Source organism: Ottowia pentelensis, assembly GCF_964341695.1.
On record NZ_OZ224513.1, the window covers coordinates 445,318 to 462,476 of the forward strand.

Below are 17,159 nucleotides of genomic sequence, written 5' to 3' on the forward strand. Positions count from 1 at the left end.
CACGATCGGTGGGTGTTTGTACCAAGAACGGTTGTCGAATCGATACACGTTTGTTTACAATCATCTCAACGCTGCTGTCACGCGCCTGGCGGTTCAAGAATGCCTCGCCCCTGCGACCCGAGCATTCACCACCATCTTCATTTTCCAGCCACCCCTCGGGGTGGCGTTCTTTTTGGCGGCGTGTCAGCGCGCCGGCGGCTGAAACAGCGCCAGGTACTCGCGGCGCATGCGCTGGCGGTCGAACGTGGCCTGCACGTGGCGCCGGCCGGCGGCGGCGATGCGGGCGCTGCCGGGCGAATCCTGCAGGCGCTCGGCCAGCAGCTCGGCCAAGGCGGCGGCGTCCTGGTGCGGCACCAGAAAACCGGTTTCGCCGGGCGTCAGGATTTCCTGCACGCCTTCGACGTCGCTGCCGATGCCGCAGCAGCCTGCGGCCATGCCCTCGATCAGGCCCAGGCCCAGGCCTTCGTAGTGGGTGGACAGCACGCACAGCTTCACGCGCCCCAGCAAGCCCGGCATGTCGCGCACATAGCCCAGAAAGCGCACCTGCTTGGCCACGCCCAGCTCGCGCGCCAGCCGTTCGGCGCGCGCGCGCCAGCTCGACTTGCCCTCGCCGGCCAGGTACACCACCGGGCGCAGCCCCCGCGCCGCCAGCAGGGCGGTGGCGCGGATCAGGGTGAAGTGGTCTTTCTGCCCGGCAAAGCGCGCCGGCATGACGAGCGCGTCCTCGCGCTCGTCCCAGGGCCGTCCGCCCTGCCAGCGCGCCAGGTCGATGCCGTTGAGCACCACGGTGCAGCGCTCGGCCGGATGGCCGCGTGCCACCAGCGCGTCGCGCACCGCGCGCGACACGCCGATGATCCGCTCGGTGCGCTGCGCCAGCCACAGCGACTGGCGCAGGCGCCACCAGCCGTAGCGTTCGCGCGTGTTGTGCTCCACCTGGATCAGGCGCGGCACGCCCGCCCACAGGCCGGCGTAGCGGCCCCACAGGTGCTCGCTGAAGCCGTGCGCCACCAGCACGTCGGGCCGCCAGTCGCGACACAGGCGCATCAGCGCGCGGATGGTGGCCCAGTGCGACCAGCGCGGCACCACCTCCACCTGCAGGCCCTGGGCGCGCAGCTGGGCCACGCGCGGCGCCGGGTCGATCGAATGGCGCCGGCGCAGCACCAGCAGGGTGTCCTGCCCCGACTGCGGCCCGCACAGGTCGATGGCGACCTGGGTGGCGCCGGAGAAGCCGCCCGAGACGAAGTGCAGCACGCGCAGCGCCCGCGCGGGCGAGGCGGCGTCCGCGCCCGGCGGCGTCATGGCCTGGGCTCCGTGGTCGGGCGGGACGGCTCGCCCGCACCCGGCCAGCTCACCGCCAGCCACAGCGAGACGGTCAGCAAATACATCAGGTTGCCGTTGTTGTGGGCGAACATGACCTGCGTGACGCCGAAGCCGAGATAGGCCAGCACCGTGGTCAGCCCGCACAGCGCGGCGGCGCGGCGCGTGCGCTGCGCGGGCGTGTCGCCGCCCGCCTGGCGCAGCGCGCGCCAAAACAGCACGCCCGGCACGGCATAGAACAGCAGCAGGCCCAGCACGCCCAGCAGGCCGCGCTTGGCGAACATGTCCAGCCATTCGTTGTGCGCGTGGTTGTAGCGCACGGCCAGCGCCGGCATGGCGCCTTGCGCCACCGCCGCGCGCTGGCGCTGCTCGTAGCCCAGCTGGCCCACGCCCACCCAGGGGTGCTCCAGGCCGTCGGCCCAGGCCTGGCGCCAGAAGGACACGCGCAGGCCGACGGAGGTGCCCGCGCCCTGCTGCGCCTGCTGCTGCAGCTCGTCGGCCGCCAGCTCGGCGCGCTGCTGCACCACCGGCAGCGTGGCCAGCACGGCGGAGACAGCGGCGGTGACCAGCACGGCGCGCAGCGCCCGCCGCCCCGCCGGCGCGGGGCTGGGTGCGCGCTGCAGCCACAGGATCAGCAGCAGCAGCGGCGGCAGCATGACCCAGCCGCCGCGGCTGGCCGAGGCCAGGCTGGCCACTAGGCCCATTGCCGCGCCCACCCAGCCGACCAGCGCGGGTGCACGCGGCGGGCGGCACTGCAGCACCCAGATGGCGCTGCACAGCCCCAGCAGCAGCGCCAGGTTGCCGAACTGGATGGCGTTGGTGTAGCCCTCGGCCCGATCCAGGTGCTGCACCTGCACCTGCCACAGCGCCGTCAGGCCGGCGCCGATGGCGCCCAGCGCGCAGCCCCAGCCCAGGGCGGCGGCCGCGGGCCGGCGCACCAGCAGGGCCGGCAGCATCAGCAGGGCACCCAGGTACTTGACGCAGCGGTCGAGCCCCAGCGAATCGGTGATCAGCTGGCCGTTGGCGTCGACGATGTGCATGCTCCACACGCCGCCCATCAGCGCCACCGCGCCGGCCCAGGCCGCCAGCGGCGGCGACCAGCGCACGCGCCCCGCCAGCACGCCGGGCCAGGCCGCCAGCCCCAGCGCCAGCAGCAGCACGGCGCCCAGCGAGTAGCCCGAGCGCAGGCCGAGCGACAGCGCCAGCAGCAGGAATGCCGCCGCGTTCATCAGGGCCGTGGCGGGCGGCACCCCCCGGAGCAAGGCCATGGGTGCGAACGCCCCCGGACGATCAGTGATGCGCGTGCGCGTGCACGTGCGCCAGCGCCTGGTCGGGCTGCACGTGGTACTCGGTGCCGCAGTAGGGGCACTTGGCGTGGCCGGTTGCGCTCAGCTTGAGGAACACCCGCGGGTGGGTGTTCCACAGCTTCATGTCGGCCTTGGGGTTGGGACAGAAGATCTCGCCGTCGGGCGTCAGATCGGCGGCCTGCAGTTCGATCACGGGGGCGGTGCGCATGTCGTCGATGTCCCCGTTCAAACCTGGGCCAGCCAGTGGGCGTACTTGGCGTTGCGGCCGTTCACGATGTCGAAGAACGCGCCCTGGATCTTCTCGGTGACCGGTCCGCGCTGGCCGGCGCCGATCTGGATGCGGTCGTATTCGCGGATGGGCGTGACCTCGGCCGCCGTGCCACTGAAGAACATTTCGTCGGCGATGTAGCACTCGTCGCGCGTGATGCGCTTTTGCACCACCTTCAGGCCCAGGTCCTCGCAGATGTGCAGCACGGTGTTGCGCGTGATGCCGTTGAGCGCGCCGGCCGACAGGTCGGGCGTGTAGACGGTGCCGTCCTTGACGACGAACAGGTTCTCGCCCGAGCCTTCGCTGACGAAGCCGCTGCTGTCCAGCAGCACGGCCTCGTCGTAGCCATCGTCGGTGGCCTCCATGTTGGCCAGGATCGAGTTGGTGTAGTTGCTGACCGTCTTGGCCTGCGTCATGGTGATGTTGACGTGGTGGCGCGCGTAGCTGCTGGTGCGCACGCGGATGCCCTTCTTCATGCCGTCCTCGCCCAGATAGGCGCCCCAGGACCAGGCCGCCACCATGGCGTGGATGCGGTTGCCCTTGGGCGAGACGCCCAGCTTCTCCGAGCCGATCCACACCAGCGGGCGCAGATAGCAGCTCTTCAGGCCGTTGGCGCGCACCACTTCTTTCTGCGCGGCGTTCAGCTCTTCGGCGCTGAAGGGCACCTTCATGCGCAGGATCTTGGCGCTGTTGAGCAGGCGCTGGGTGTGGTCCTGCAGGCGGAACACCGCCGTGCCGGCGGCCGTCTCATAGGCGCGCACGCCCTCGAAGGCGCCGCAGCCGTAGTGCAGCGTGTGGGTCAGGACGTGGATCTTGGCGTCGCGCCAGTCCACCATCTGGCCGTCCAGCCAGATCTTGCCGTCGCGGTCGTCGAGCGAGGGTGCGGGAGAGCTCATGATTCGGGTGTTCCAGAAGGAGGAGTGCCATCACGGGGGCGCCGCGCGGGGCGTCGGCCACAAGCCCTTGATTTTAAGCCTCGCCCGGAGGCCCGGCGGCGGGGTCGGGGGCGGTCTCGGGGGCGGGGCGCTCCAGCTTCCACTGCAGCAGCTTGCCGCCCCTGAATTCGGCCGTCACGAACGAGCCGCCGGGGTCGGTCCAGCGGTACACCTCGGGGTCGACGCCGACCTCGGTCAGGGGCTGGCCCAGCGCGCGCGTCATCGCCAGCACCTTGAGCAGCGGCTGGCCGGCCTGCAGCTTGGCGTTGAGCATCACCGCGCTGCCGACATAGCCCACCGGCCGGTCGGCGGCGCGCCGCATCACCGTCATGATCTGGTTGTAGTACAGCAGGGCCCACAGCACCAGCGCGCTGCCCATCAGCGCCAGGCCCGACCAGCCCCCCGCGCGCCAGGCGCCGGCGCCCAGGGCCACGGCCAGAAGAATTGCAAACAAGCGTCGCCAGGTCATGCCGCTATTGTCGCCGGCTGCCGCGAAGCGTCGAATAACTATCAGAAAAATAGCTGCTCGCGCTTGTTGGACAAGCGCGAGCAGCCGATTTGGCTTGAAACCTGGCGTTCAGGCGGCGCTCAGGACTTGGCCGCCGCCCGGGCGTCGGCGATCCACTGGTCGAAGGTCTTCTGGTGCGCCTTGATCCAGCCGTCCACATGGCGCGCGATGTCGGCCGGTTTGTTGGCGCCGTCGTGCATGGCCTTGTTCTGGGCGTTGATGTCGGCCACCGGCAGTTTCATTTCCGAAAACAGCTTCTTCACGTCCGGGTGCGCGTCGACGAAGGCGCGGTTGGCCAGGATGCGCTGGGTGTTGACCACGAAGCCGTAGTTCTGGCCGCCCGGCAGCCGGGTGTCGATGCCCTTTTGCTCGCCCGGCAGCGACGAGAACGGCACCTGCAGCCACGTCACGTCCCGCCCCGGCACCAGCACGTTGCTGACCCAGTAGGGCGTCCACGTGTAATAGAAGATCGGCTGGCCCTGCTGGTAGCGCGCGATGGTGTCGGCGATCAGCGCCGAATAATTGCCCTGCACGTGCGTCACCGTGCCGCGCAGGCCGTAGGCGTCCAGCTGGTGCTCGATCACGCGCTCGCAGCCCCAGCCGGGGTTGCAGCCCGTCAGGTCGGCCTTGCCGTCGCCGTCGGTGTCGAACAGCTGGGCGATCTTGGGGTCCTTGAACTGCTCGATGTTGGTGATGTGGTACTGGTCGGCGGTCTTCTTGTCGATCAGGTAGCCCTGCAGCGCGCCGGTGGAATAGGCGTTGTCGCGCCACAGCTTGGCGTCGCCGCCGGCGTTCTTGTAATAGTCGTTGTGCAGCGGGTCCCAGTGGTCGGCCAGGAAGGTGCCGTCGCCGCTGGCGATGGCCAGGTGCGCGGCGGGGTAGTCCACTTCCTTGATCGGCTGGACGTCGTAGCCCAGCTTTTCCAGCGCCTTCATCACGATCTCGGTCTGGAAGGTTTCCTCGGCGATGGTGCTCTTGAGCGGCTGCACGACGACGCCCTGGCCGGGCAGCTCGCCCGCGGCCAGCGCGGGGGCGGCCACGGCGGCAGCGGCCAGGCCGAGGGCGACCAGCAGGCCGCGTCGGGTGGTGGATGACAGGATGGAGGTCATGACAGGGGTCTCCTCGTGGGGCAAAAAAACAGGGCGCGCCGTCAGGCGTGGGAAGGCGAGGCGGCGGGCGCGGCGGGGGCAACGGGCGTGGCGGAAGCGGCCGGCAGGGCGGGCGCCGCCGGCCGCGCGCCGACCAGACGCCGCAGCAGGCCGACCGGCCCGCGCTGGAACCAGCGCTGGCGCTGGTCGCGCCGCGGCTGGCCCATGGTCTGGGTGATGCGGTCGAGCACGATGGCCAGGATCACGATGCCCAGGCCGCCCACGGCCGCCAGGCCCATGTCCAGCCGGCCGATGCCGCGCAGCACCATCAGGCCCAGGCCGCCGACGGCGATCATCGAGGCGATCACCACCATCGACAGGCTCAGCATCAGGGTCTGGTTGATGCCGGCCATGATCGAGGGCATGGCCAGCGGCAGCTGCACCTTCACCAGCAGCTGCCAGGGCGAGGCGCCGTAGGCGCGCGCGGCCTCGACCAGGTCGGGGCGCACCTGGCGGATGCCCAGGTTGGTCAGGCGCACCAGCGGTGGCAGCGCGAAGATGATGGTGACGATGACGCCCGGCACATTGCCGATGCCGAACAGCATGACCACCGGCACCAGGTAGACGAAGGCCGGCGTGGTCTGCATGGCGTCCAGGATCGGGCGCACCCACTTTTGCGCGCGTTCGCTGCGCGCCAGCCAGATGCCCAGCGGCAGGCCGATGAGGACGCAAAACAGCAGCGAGGTCAGCACCAGCGACAGCGTCACCATGGCCTCGGGCCAGATGCCCAGCACCGCCACCACCGCCAGCGACACCAGCGTGGCCAGGCCCAGCGCCTTGCCCGCCAGCTGCCAGGCCAGCAGCGACAGCAGGGCGATCATCACGCCCGTGGGCGGGTATTGCAGCGCCGCTTCCACGCCGCCCAGCAGGGCGTCGACCGGGCCGCGCAGCGAATGCAGCACGGGCCGAAAGTGCAGCACCAGCCAGTCCAGGCCCTGGTTGATCCAGTCCTGCACCGGCAGGCTGCCGTCCCACAGCTGGCCGATGGACCAGCCGGGGTCGGCGGGCGGCGTGGCGGTCGCTGCGCCGGCCAGAAAGTCGCTGCCGCCGGGCGCCGGCGTGCCGCCGCTGAGCCAGGCATCGCTGCCGGGCGGGGGCGGGGCGGCTTCGTAGGGATTGAGGGCGGCGTCCGCCGCCTGATAGGGATTGGCGGCATCGGCTGCCGCGGGGCCGCTGGTGGCGGCGCTCCAGGGGTCGTTCGTGGTTTCGCTCATGGGAATCTTCCGTTCAGGCGGCCACGGCCACGGTAGGCGCGTCGGCCGCGTCGCTCGCGGCGGTGGGCGGTGGCAGGGGGTTGCCGTGCGGATCGGTGCTGGGGTCCAGAAACTTCAGCAGCGTGGTCTGGCTGATGGCGCCCAGGAAGCGCCCGTCCGGGGCGACCACCGGCAGCGGGCAAGGGCACTGCACCATCAGGCCGTACAGCTCGCTGATGGGCGTGTCGGCGGCCACCGGCGCCACGTCGGGCACGAAGGCGTGGCGCAGGCCCAGCGGGCCCTCGTGGCCGCGCAGCGCCTGGCGCAGCGACTCGGCCGACACCACGCCCAGGAAGGCGTGGTCGGGGCTGACCACATAGCCCCAGTCGCGGTCCTGCTGCTGCAGGCGCTTCAGGGCCGGGCGGCAGCCGCGCGTCGGGCTTTCGGACACCTCCACCTGGGTCTTGCGCGCGATGTCGCCGGCCTTGAACACGGCGGCGGCGTCCACCCCGCGGATGAAGTTGCGCACGTACTCGTCGGCCGGCGCGCGCAGGATTTCCTCCGGCGTGCCCACCTGCACCACCTGGCCGTCCTTCATGATGGCGATGCGGTCGCCGATGCGCATGGCCTCGTCCAGGTCGTGCGAGATGAACACGATGGTGCGGCGCTTGTCCTGCTGCAGGCGCAGCAGCTCGTCCTGCATGTCGGTGCGGATGATCGGGTCGAGCGCCGAGAAGGCCTCGTCCATCAGCAGGATCGAGGGGTCGGCCGCCAGCGCGCGCGCCAGGCCCACGCGCTGCTGCATGCCGCCCGACAGCTCGTCGGGGTAGGCGTTGGCCCACACCTCCAGCCCCACCTGCGCCAGCGCGGCGCGTGCCTGCTCCAGCCGCGTGGCCCGGTCCACGCCGGCCAGCTCCAGCCCGAAGGCGGTGTTGTCCAGCACCGTCAGGTGCGGCAGCAGCGCGAAGGACTGGAACACCATGCTGATGTCCTTGCGGCGAAAGGCGCGCAGCTCGGCCTCGCCGTAGTCGTTGATGTTCTCGCCATCGACCACGATGCGCCCGGCGGTGGGTTCGATCAGGCGGTTGAGCAGGCGCACCAGGGTGGACTTGCCCGAGCCCGACAGGCCCATGACGACGAAGATCTCGCCGGCCTGGATGGTGAAGCTGGCGTCGAACACGCCGATCGACTGGCCGGTCTGCGCCACGATGTCCTGCTTGGAATGGCCCTGGCGCGCCAGTGCGAGGGCCTGCTCCGGCTGCTCGCCGAAGACTTTGAATACATGTTCGATCCGGATGGTCTTGGCCATGCGCTTTCCCCTGGGTTGGCGACGGCAAGGCATGGCGCGAGCCCGGCAAGGGCGCTCCAGCGCGCGCGGCGCGATCAATCGAGTTGGACGGGGCCGGATGCAGGCCGGTGCGACCGGCGTTCGACCCCTGGGCGGGCGATGTGGAGCGCGTGCTGGCTCCAGCAAGTCCTGGGCGCCTTCCGCGGCCGCCCTGGAGGCAGCGCAGGTGGAAGGCTGGCGTCGGCGCGCTCAGCGCCCCGACCTTCAGCCACGCAGCACCAAGGCGGTGCGCCGCTGAAGCCTCTTCATTATATTTTGTTTCGTATGAAAGTCAATAAAATTTGACTAAAAAGGCATGAAACGCGTCGGCACCGGGCCGGTGCGGGCAAGCGGTTTCGATGGAAATTTTAAGTGAAATAGGCCTCTGTCGCCCGTCAACAAAGCGCGAAAAGCTACTAAAAATATAGTAACCGAGCCCCTTGCGGCAGGGCCGAGCCGGCCTTGTCCAGCCGAGCGGCACGCGCATCGCGCGCCGCCCTCAGGGGCTGGGCGCCGGTACGCTGTGCAGCAGCACCGGCAGCTCGCCGCCTTCGCCCACGCTTTCGATCTGCACGCCGAAGCCCCACAGGCGTGCCACGTGCTTGAGCACCTCCTTGGCGTCGTCGGCCAGCGGGCGGCCCTGCACCTGGGTGTGGCGCAGGGTCAGGCAGCGGTCGCCGCGCAGGTTCACGTTCCAGACCTCGATGTTGGGCTCGCGCACGCCCAGGTCGTACTGGCGCGACAGCAGCTGGCGCAGCTCGCGGTAGCCGTCCTCGTCGTGGATGGCGCTCACCAGCAGCTCGCGCTCGCGCGCGTCGTCGTGCACGGCGAACAGGCGCAGGTGGCGGATCAGCGCCGGGCTCAGGTACTGGCCGACGAAGCTCTCGTCCTTGTAGTTGCGCATGGCGTGGTGCAGCGCCGGCAGCCAGGGCGTGCCGGCCAGGTCTGGAAACCAGCGCCGGTCCTCCTCGGTGGGGCTTTCGCAGATGCGCCGGATGTCGCGGTACATGGCAAAGCCCAGCGCGTAGGGGTTGATGCCGCTGTAGGCCGGGTGCTCCACCGGTGGTTGGTAGATGACGTTGGTGTGCGAGGCCAGCCACTCGATCATCACGCCGTCGGTCAGCCAGCCCTCGTCGTACATCGTGTTGAGCAGGGTGTGGTGCCAGAAGGTGGCCCAGCCCTCGTTCATCACCTGGGTCTGGCGCTGCGGGTAGAAGTACTGCGCGATCTTGCGCACGATGCGCACGATTTCTCTCTGCCAGGGCTCCAGCAAGGGGGCGTTCTTTTCGATGAAGTAGAGGATGTTTTCCTCCGGCTCCTTGGGAAAGCGCTCGTTCTCGGGCGCCGCGGCGCTGTCCTTGCCGGGGCGCGTGGGCAGGGTGCTCCACAGCACGTTGACCTGCTGCTGGGCGTAGGCCTCGCGCTGCTCGTGCTCGGCCAGCTCGCGCGCCAGGCTCTTCTTGGACGGGCGGCGGTAGCGGTCGACGCCGAAGCTGGCCAGCGCGTGGCACGAGTCCAGCAGCTGCTCGACCGCGTCCAGGCCGTGGCGCTCCTCGCACTGCGCCACGTAGTCGCGCGCGTAGATCAGGTAGTCGATGATGCTGCCGGCATCCGTCCACATGCCGAACAGGTAGTTGCCCTTGAAGAAGCTGTTGTGCCCGTAGGCGGCATGCGCGATCACCAGCGCCTGCATGGCGGTGGAGTTTTCCTCCATCAGATAGCTGATGCAGGGGTTGGCGTTGATCACCATCTCGTAGGCCAGGCCCATCTGCCCGCGCCGGTAGCGCCGCTCGACGGCCAGAAAGGCCTTGCCATAGCTCCAGTGGCGGTACCCCACCGGCATGCCCAGGCTGGCATAGGCGTCCATCATCTGCTCGGCACTGATGACTTCGAGCTGATTGGGGTAGGTGTCCAGGCCGAAACGCTCGGCGGTGGCGGCAATGGCGCCGTGGTAGCGCTCGATCAACTCGAAGCTCCAGTCGCTCGGGTCGGGCAGCGGGTGCGACGGGCGCTTGCCGGCCGGCAGCGGGTCGGTCGGCACGCCGCGCGGGCCGCGCTCGCCGGCGCCGCCCGGCTTGCGGTGGTGGTGGCCGCTGCGCCGCTCCAGCACGGGGTACATCGAGAGGATCATGAAGTGGCCCCCTCTTTCTTGAACAGCTCGCGAAACACCGGGTAGATCTCGCTCGCATCGTCCACCTTGCGCATCGCGAACCAGGGAAACAGCGGCGGCAGCTGGGCGTATTCCTGCCACAGGTTCTGCTCCTCGGGCGCCACTTGCACGTAGGCGAAGTAGCGCACCAGCGGCAGGATCTTGTCGGTCAGCAGCTTGCGGCAGGTGGCGCTGTCGTCGCCGTAGTCGTCGCCGTCGCTGGCCTGGGCGACGTAGATGTTCCAGTCCTGCGCCGGGTAGCGCGCGCGCATGATCTGCTCGAGCAGCAGCAGCGCGCTGGAGACCACCGTGCCGCCGCTCTCCTGCGAGTGGAAGAAGGTGTCCTCGTCCACCTCGTCGGCCTGCGCGTGGTGGCGGATGAAGACCAGCTCGATCTTCTCGTAGTGGCGCGTGAGAAACAGGTACAGCAGGATGAAAAAGCGTTTGGCCAGGTCCTTGCGCTGCTCGTCCATCGAGCCCGACACGTCCATCAGGCAGAACATCACGGCCTGGCTGCTGGGCACCGGCACGCGCGTGAGGTTGCGAAAGCGCAGGTCGATCGGATCGAGAAACGCCACCTTGCCGACGCGCGCGCGCAGCGCCTCGATGTGCCGCTGCAGCTCGGCCACCGCCTCGCTGGTGCCGTCGTCCTGCGCCAGCAGTTCGTCCAGCTCGCGCTGCAGCGCCTGCAGCTCGCGGCTGGCCGGCTTGCCCAGGGCGATGCGCCGGCCCAGGGCGCCGCGCATGGTGCGCAGCACCGCCAGGTTGTGCGGCGTGCCGTCGTGACTGAAGCCGGCGCGGCGCGTCTTGTACTGCGGCGTCTCGCCGATGTGGGTGCGCAGCAGGCGCGGCAGCGCCAGGTCCTCGAAGAAGAGCTGCATGAACTCTTCCTTGCTCAGGGTGAAGGTGAAGTCGTCCTCGCCTTCGCCGCTGTCGCTGGCGCGCCCGCCGCCGCCTTGGCCGGCGCCACCCTCGGGCCGTGCGATGCGGTCGCCGCGCACATGGTCGACGTTGCCGGGGTGTACCGTGTCGCGCACGCCGCCCGCGCCGTGGCGGAAGATCGGCTCGTGAATGTCCTTCTTGGGGATGGTGATGTTCTCGGCCTGCTCGATGTGGCGGATGTCGCGCTGCGCCACGGCACGCCGCACCGCGTCGGCGATCTGCTGCTTGTAGCGGCGCAGAAAGCGCTCGCGGTTGCCCACCGACTTGTTCTTGCCGGCCAGGCGGCGGTCGATGATGTGCAAGGCCATCGCAAGCGGTCCTCGGGCGCTTTCTACGAACTCTTGTGCACGCGCAGGTACCACTCGCACAGCAGGCGCACCTGCTTGGGCGTGTAGCCCTTGGATTCCATGCGGGTGACGAAGTCCTCGTGCTTCTTGGCCTCGTCGGCGCTGGCCTTGGCGTTGAAGCTGATGACGGGCAGCAGCTCCTCGGTGTTGGAGAACATCTTTTTCTCGATCACCACGCGCAGCTTCTCGTAGCTGGTCCAGCTCGGGTTCTTGCCCTGGTTGTTGGCGCGCGCGCGCAGCACGAAGTTGACGATCTCGTTGCGGAAGTCCTTGGGGTTGGCGATGCCGGCGGGCTTCTCGATCTTTTCCAGCTCGGCGTTCAGCGCGTTGCGGTCGAACACCTCGCCGGTGTCGGTGTCGCGGTACTCGCTGTCCTGGATCCAGTAGTCGGCGTAGGTGACGTAGCGGTCGAAGATGTTCTGGCCGTACTCGCTGTAGCTTTCCAGGTAGGCGGTCTGGATTTCCTTGCCGATGAACTCGGCGTAGCGCGGCGACAGGTATTCCTTGATGAAGCCGGTGTAGCGCGTCTCCAGGTCGGCCGGAAACTGCTCGCGCTCGATCTGCTGCTCCAGCACGTACATCAGGTGCACCGGGTTGGCCGCCACCTCGGTGCTGTCGTAGTTGAACACCTTGGACAAGATCTTGAAGGCAAAGCGGGTGGAGATGCCGCTCATGCCCTCGTCCACGCCGGCGTAGTCGCGGTACTCGGGGTAGCTCTTGGCGTGCGGGTCGGTGTCCTTCAGGCTCTCGCCGTCGTACACCTGCATCTTGCTGAAGATGCTGGAGTTCTCGGGCTCTTTCAGGCGCGTCAGCACGGCAAACTGCGCCATCATCTTGAGCGTGCCGGGCGCGCACACGGCGTCGGCCAGCGAGGACTCGCGGATCAGCTTCTCGTAGATCTTGACCTCCTCGGATACGCGCAGGCAGTACGGCACTTTGACGATGTAGATGCGGTCCAGGAAGGCCTCGTTGTTGCGGTTGTTGCGAAACGCCTTCCATTCGCTCTCGTTGCTGTGCGCCAGCACCAGGCCGTCGAACGGAATGGCGCCGAAACCCTCGGTGCCCTTGTAGTTGCCCTCCTGCGTGGCCGTCAGCAGCGGGTGCAGCACCTTGATCGGCGCCTTGAACATCTCGACAAATTCGAGCAACCCCTGGTTGGCCAGGCACAGGCCGCCCGAATAGCTGTAGGCGTCGGTGTCGTCCTGGGCAAAGTTCTCCAGCTTGCGGATGTCGACCTTGCCCACCAGGCTGGAGATGTCCTGGTTGTTCTCGTCGCCCGGCTCGGTTTTCGAGATCGCGATCTGGCGCAGGATGCTGGGATAGCGCTTGACGACGCGAAACTGGCGGATGTCGCCGCCGTACTCCTCCAGGCGCTTGACGGCCCAGGGCGACAGCACGTGCTGCAGGCAGCGCCGGGGGATGCCGAACTGCTCCTCCAGCATCGGGCCGTCCTCGGCCGGGTCGAACAGGCCCAGCGGCGACTCGTTGACCGGCGAGCCCTTGAGCGCGTAGAAGGGCACCTTCTGCATCAGGTACTTCAGGCGCTCGGCGATCGAGCTTTTGCCGCCGCCCACCGGGCCCAGCAGGTACAGGATCTGCTTGCGCTCTTCCAGCGCCTGCGCCGCGTGGCGAAAAAAGCTCACCACCTGGTCGATCGAGTCGTCCATGCCGTAGAACTCGGCAAAGGCCGGGTAGCGGCGGATCACCTTGTTGGCGAACAGGCGCGACAGGTGCGGGTCCTTGCGCGTGTCCACCATCTCGGGCTCGCCGATGGCCACCAGCATGCGCTGTGCGGCGCTGGCGTAGGCCATGGGGTCGCTCTGGCACAGCGCGAGGTACTCGTCGATCGACAGTTCCTCTTCGCGCAGGCGCGCGTGACGCGCGGCGGAGTTGCTGATGACATCCATGCGAACTCTCCCGTTGCGGCCGGCCCGCGAGCGAACCGCGCCGCGAAGTTGCGGTGCCTGGGCTGCCCCGCCACGCGGTGGCAGCACCAAGCTTGCGCTTTGCACAGCATACGTCGGGTGGCCGCGCACTGCTGGTCGGATCGCGCCAAGTCCATGGCGCGGGTGCTGCTCAGCCGTGCGCGCCGCCCGGGCGTTATTCCATTTCTAATTCAATAGCGCATCAATAATCCACGGCCAGGCGACGATGGATCGGATCCGTTCGCAGTTGCTCTCGAAGTCTCGCAGGGCGAGCTCAAGGTGATCTTCGAGCGCCTCCAGGCTGTCGAAGACGCGGTTGTGGAATCGCTTCTCGCGCAGCTCGTCCCACACGTGCTCCACCGGGTTGAGCTCCGGCGCATAGGGGGGCAGGCTCAGTAGGCGCATGTTGGCGGGCGGGTGCAGCTCACCACTGGCATGCCAGCCGGCACCGTCAAGCACCATGACGATGCGCTCGTGCGGGTGACGCTCGCTCACCTCGTCGAGAAACAACTGCATGCACTCGGTGTTGACGTGAGGCAAGATGAGCGAGTCCAACTGGCCGCTTGCCACATCGACGGCGGCGTACGCGTAGGTGTACTCGTGGGTCAACATGGCTTGGCACAGCGGCCGCACCGGCTTGGGCGCCCAGCAGCGGCGCACGTCGTTGATGCGTCCAAAGCGCGCCTCGTCCTGGAACATCAGCTTGATGGGGCCTTGCTGCGGCCAGTGCGAGCAGATTTCGGCAAGGCGCTCGGGGAGTTTTTTTTCCACTCCTCTTGAGCCAAAGGATCGCTTTGCGGATGGCGTTTGTCGGGGGCCAGCTTGCGCCAGCCGTGGCGGTGCAGCAGGTTGTAGACCGAGGACAGCGCCATGGGACGGCCCAGGGCAGCTTCGATTTCACACTTGACTTGACCGACCACCAGGATGCCGCCCGTGCGAGCGCGATCAAGAAAGGGCGCCAGCACCTGGCGCTCCTGCTCAGTCGTCATGTTCTGGTGGCGCCTGCCGCCGCGCGCGGGGCGCTGGCCGTCACCTGCAACCTCGCCGGCCAGGAAGCGATTGCGCAAGCGGCAGGTCCACGCCGGGGAGCGGCCGATGACCTGCGCGGTTTGCTCCAGGCTCAAGCCATAGTCCAGCGGCAACACCACCGCCTGTGCTTGGCGAAGCTGCTCAGCGGTCTGTGCGCCGGCCAGCATTTGACGGGCCGACTCCAGACTGTCGGCACCTCGGGCTGTTCTTGCCATGTCGTTCTCCTTGCGGGATCGGTGACATGGATATTATTGATCTATTGATATGGAAATGGAATTAGTCCAGCGAAACGGAGAAATCGGCATCGCCGATTTCTCCGTTTCGCTGGACCAGCAGGCATTCGACGGCAAACGGGGCGGCAGGTTCAATCCAATCCGCGCACCAGCGCGATCGCCTCGTCCACGCGCTCCACCGCGTGGATGGTGAGGCCCTCCAGCGCGCGGTCGGCCTTGCGCGGCGCGTTGGCCTTGGGCACCACGGCCACCGAAAAACCCAGCTTGGCCGCCTCGCGCAGGCGCTCCTGGCCGCGCGGGGCGGGCCGCACCTCGCCGGCCAGGCCCACTTCGCCAAAGGCGATGAAGCCCTTGGGCAGCGGCCGGGCGCGCAGGCTGCCGGTGATGGCCAGCAGCACCGCCAGATCGGCCGCCGGCTCGCTGATGCGCACGCCGCCCACTGCGTTGACGAACACGTCCTGGTCGCCCGTGGCCACGCCGCCGTGGCGGTGCAGCACCGCCAGCAGCATGGCCAGGCGGTCGCGCTCCAGCCCGACCGACAGGCGGCGCGGGCTGACGCCGCCCGAATCGACCAGCGCCTGGATTTCGACCAGCATCGGCCGCGTGCCCTCCAGCGTGACCAGCACGCAGCTGCCCGGCACCGGCTCGGCGTGCTGGCTCAAGAAGATCGCGCTGGGGTTGCTCACGCCCTTGAGGCCCTGCTCGGTCATGGCGAACACGCCGATCTCGTTGACGGCGCCGAAGCGGTTCTTGATGGCGCGGATCAGGCGAAAGCTGCTGTGCGTGTCGCCCTCGAAGTACAGCACCGTGTCCACCATGTGCTCCAGCACGCGCGGGCCGGCCAGCTGGCCGTCCTTGGTCACGTGGCCCACCAGCACGATGGCGCAGCCGCTGGCCTTGGCCCAGCGCGTCAGGTGCGCCGCGCACTCGCGCACCTGCGCCACGCTGCCGGGCGCGCTGGTCAGCTGGTCGCTGTAGACGGTCTGGATCGAGTCGATGACGGCCACGGCAGGCTGCTGCGCGCCCAGCGTGGCGAGGATTTTTTCCAGCTGGATCTCGGCCAGCACCGCCACCTGCGAGCCGGTGATGCCCAGGCGCCTGGCGCGCAGCGCCACCTGCGCACCGCTTTCCTCGCCCGTGACGTAGAGCGTCGGCAGGCTGGCCCGCTGCAGCGCATCCAGCGCCTGCAGCAGCAGCGTCGACTTGCCGATGCCCGGATCGCCGCCGATCAGCACCACGCCGCCTTCGACGATGCCGCCGCCCAGCACGCGGTCCAGCTCGGCCTGGCCGGTGGGCGTGCGCGCCACGTCGACCGCCTCGATGGCCGCCAGCGGCTGCACGGCGGCGCTGGGCGCCAGCGCGCTGAAGGCGCCACCCAGGCGGTTCTTGCCGGCGGCCGGCGCCTCGGCCACGCTCTCCACCAGCGCGTTCCAGGCCCCGCAGGCGGGGCACTTGCCCAGCCAGCGCGGGCTGGTTGCGCCGCATTCGTTGCAGGTGTAGACGGTCTTGGGTTGGGCCATGGGCGAGCATGGTAGCGAGGCAGGCGGACAATGCCCGGCCGTGACTTCCGTGACTGCGTCTTCCCTCTTCGCCCCCATCGGCGTGTTCGACAGCGGCGTCGGTGGCCTGAGCGTGCTGCGCGCGCTGCAGGCCGAACTGCCGCACGAGCGTTTCGTCTACCTGGCCGACACCGGCCACGCGCCCTATGGCGAGCGCGACGAGGCCTTCGTGGTCGAGCGTGCGCTGGCCATCACCGACTGGCTGCGGCGCGCGCACGGCATCAAGGCGCTGGTGGTGGCCTGCAACACCGCCACCGCGGCGGCCATCGCCCGGCTGCGCCGGCAGCACCCGGGCCTGATCGTGGTGGGGGTGGAGCCCGCGCTCAAGCCCGCCGTGGCGGTCACGCGCACCGGGCACGTCGGCGTCTTCGCCACGCGCGGCACGCTGGCCAGCGGCAAGTTCGCACGCCTGCTGCAGTCGCTGCAGGGGCCGACGCGCTTTGTGCTGCAGCCCTGCGACGGCCTGGCCGACGCCATCGAGCGCGCCGCCGCCGAGCCGGCGCCGGGCGGCGCGTGGACTATCAAAATGAAAGCATTGTGCGCAAGCTACGTGGGCGCTGCAGGCCCATTTGGCACTGAAACCGGGCAGATCGACACGCTGGTGCTGGGCTGCACGCACTACGTGTTTGCGCGGGACGTGCTGCGCGCCCTGGTGGGGCCGGATGTGCAACTGGTGGAAACCGGCGCCCCCGTGGCGCGCCACACGCGCCAGCTGCTGCAGCGCGCCGGTGGCCTGGCGCCGGGCAGTGGCGCCACCGAGTTGCAGCTGTTCAGCACGGGCGATCCGCAAGCCCTGCAGGCCGCGGCGGCGCGCTGGCTGGCGCCGCCGGCGCGGCCCGCTCTGGCGGTCGATGTGCCCGGCGCGTAGCGGCCCGGCGCGCGCATATCGCCCGCGGTCATGTGCTCACAACCATTGACCATTTCCATCGCGCGCCGCATCGGCGTATGCTGATTCGCGTCTGCGGCCGCCCC

The 17,159-nt window shown here is 69.0% G+C and carries 15 protein-coding genes; 1 reads left to right on the forward strand and 14 read right to left on the reverse strand.

The features are described from left to right. Window positions 1-183: 183 nt before the first annotated feature. The 14 genes from ACWHMB_RS02185 to radA form a co-directional block, all read right to left on the reverse strand. Entirely contained in the window at window positions 184-1,299 is a 1,116-nt protein-coding gene (locus ACWHMB_RS02185) for a glycosyltransferase (RefSeq protein ID WP_377483050.1), read from the reverse strand. Then, window positions 1,296-2,585: an O-antigen ligase family protein gene (locus ACWHMB_RS02190; RefSeq protein ID WP_377483052.1), complete on the reverse strand. Its 1,290-nt coding sequence runs from the start codon at window positions 2,583-2,585 to the stop codon at window positions 1,296-1,298. Before ACWHMB_RS02190 ends, ACWHMB_RS02185 begins: the two co-directional genes overlap by 4 nt. 22 nt (window positions 2,586-2,607) lie before the next feature. Next, a complete protein-coding gene (locus ACWHMB_RS02195) occupies window positions 2,608-2,832 on the reverse strand; it encodes a zinc-finger domain-containing protein (RefSeq protein WP_293221827.1) in 225 nt (74 codons plus the stop codon). Window positions 2,833-2,849: 17 nt separating this feature from the next. After that, on the reverse strand, window positions 2,850-3,788 hold the full coding sequence (locus ACWHMB_RS02200; RefSeq protein WP_293221825.1) for a branched-chain amino acid transaminase: 939 nt from the start codon (window positions 3,786-3,788) through the stop codon (window positions 2,850-2,852). Between the two features lie 73 nt (window positions 3,789-3,861). Then, window positions 3,862-4,296 (reverse strand): glycerate kinase, encoded by a 435-nt coding sequence (locus ACWHMB_RS02205; protein WP_377483055.1) that lies wholly within the window; start codon window positions 4,294-4,296, stop codon window positions 3,862-3,864. 119 nt (window positions 4,297-4,415) lie between these two features. Continuing rightward, complete coding sequence (gene proX / locus ACWHMB_RS02210; RefSeq protein ID WP_377483057.1) at window positions 4,416-5,444, reverse strand: glycine betaine/L-proline ABC transporter substrate-binding protein ProX; 1,029 nt, start codon at window positions 5,442-5,444, stop codon at window positions 4,416-4,418. A gap of 41 nt (window positions 5,445-5,485) precedes the next feature. Continuing rightward, entirely contained in the window at window positions 5,486-6,697 is a 1,212-nt protein-coding gene (proW, locus tag ACWHMB_RS02215; RefSeq protein ID WP_377483059.1) for a glycine betaine/L-proline ABC transporter permease ProW, read from the reverse strand. A gap of 13 nt (window positions 6,698-6,710) precedes the next feature. Next, window positions 6,711-7,985, reverse strand: a complete 1,275-nt coding sequence (gene proV, locus ACWHMB_RS02220; protein WP_377483061.1) for a glycine betaine/L-proline ABC transporter ATP-binding protein ProV — start codon at window positions 7,983-7,985, stop codon at window positions 6,711-6,713. 517 nt (window positions 7,986-8,502) lie between these two features. Further along, window positions 8,503-10,134, reverse strand: a complete 1,632-nt coding sequence (locus ACWHMB_RS02225; protein ID WP_377483063.1) for a SpoVR family protein — start codon at window positions 10,132-10,134, stop codon at window positions 8,503-8,505. Beyond that, the gene (locus ACWHMB_RS02230; RefSeq protein WP_377483065.1) at window positions 10,131-11,402 is read right to left on the reverse strand and encodes a YeaH/YhbH family protein; all 1,272 of its coding nucleotides are present in this window, start codon (window positions 11,400-11,402) and stop codon (window positions 10,131-10,133) included. The genes ACWHMB_RS02225 and ACWHMB_RS02230 overlap by 4 nt, the downstream gene beginning before the upstream one ends. A gap of 23 nt (window positions 11,403-11,425) precedes the next feature. Next, entirely contained in the window at window positions 11,426-13,348 is a 1,923-nt protein-coding gene (locus tag ACWHMB_RS02235) for a PrkA family serine protein kinase (RefSeq protein WP_377483067.1), read from the reverse strand. A 204-nt stretch (window positions 13,349-13,552) separates the two neighbouring features. Beyond that, entirely contained in the window at window positions 13,553-14,137 is a 585-nt protein-coding gene (locus ACWHMB_RS02240) for an IS630 family transposase (RefSeq protein ID WP_377516475.1), read from the reverse strand. Further along, complete coding sequence (locus tag ACWHMB_RS02245; protein ID WP_377516474.1) at window positions 14,065-14,610, reverse strand: helix-turn-helix domain-containing protein; 546 nt, start codon at window positions 14,608-14,610, stop codon at window positions 14,065-14,067. Before ACWHMB_RS02245 ends, ACWHMB_RS02240 begins: the two co-directional genes overlap by 73 nt. A 149-nt stretch (window positions 14,611-14,759) precedes the next feature. Further along, a complete protein-coding gene (gene radA, locus ACWHMB_RS02250) occupies window positions 14,760-16,148 on the reverse strand; it encodes a DNA repair protein RadA (RefSeq protein ID WP_377481976.1) in 1,389 nt (462 codons plus the stop codon). Between the two features lie 49 nt (window positions 16,149-16,197). Between radA and murI the strand changes: the two genes are divergently transcribed. Then, window positions 16,198-17,055 (forward strand): glutamate racemase, encoded by an 858-nt coding sequence (gene murI, locus ACWHMB_RS02255; protein ID WP_377481993.1) that lies wholly within the window; start codon window positions 16,198-16,200, stop codon window positions 17,053-17,055. Window positions 17,056-17,159: the final 104 nt, after the last annotated feature.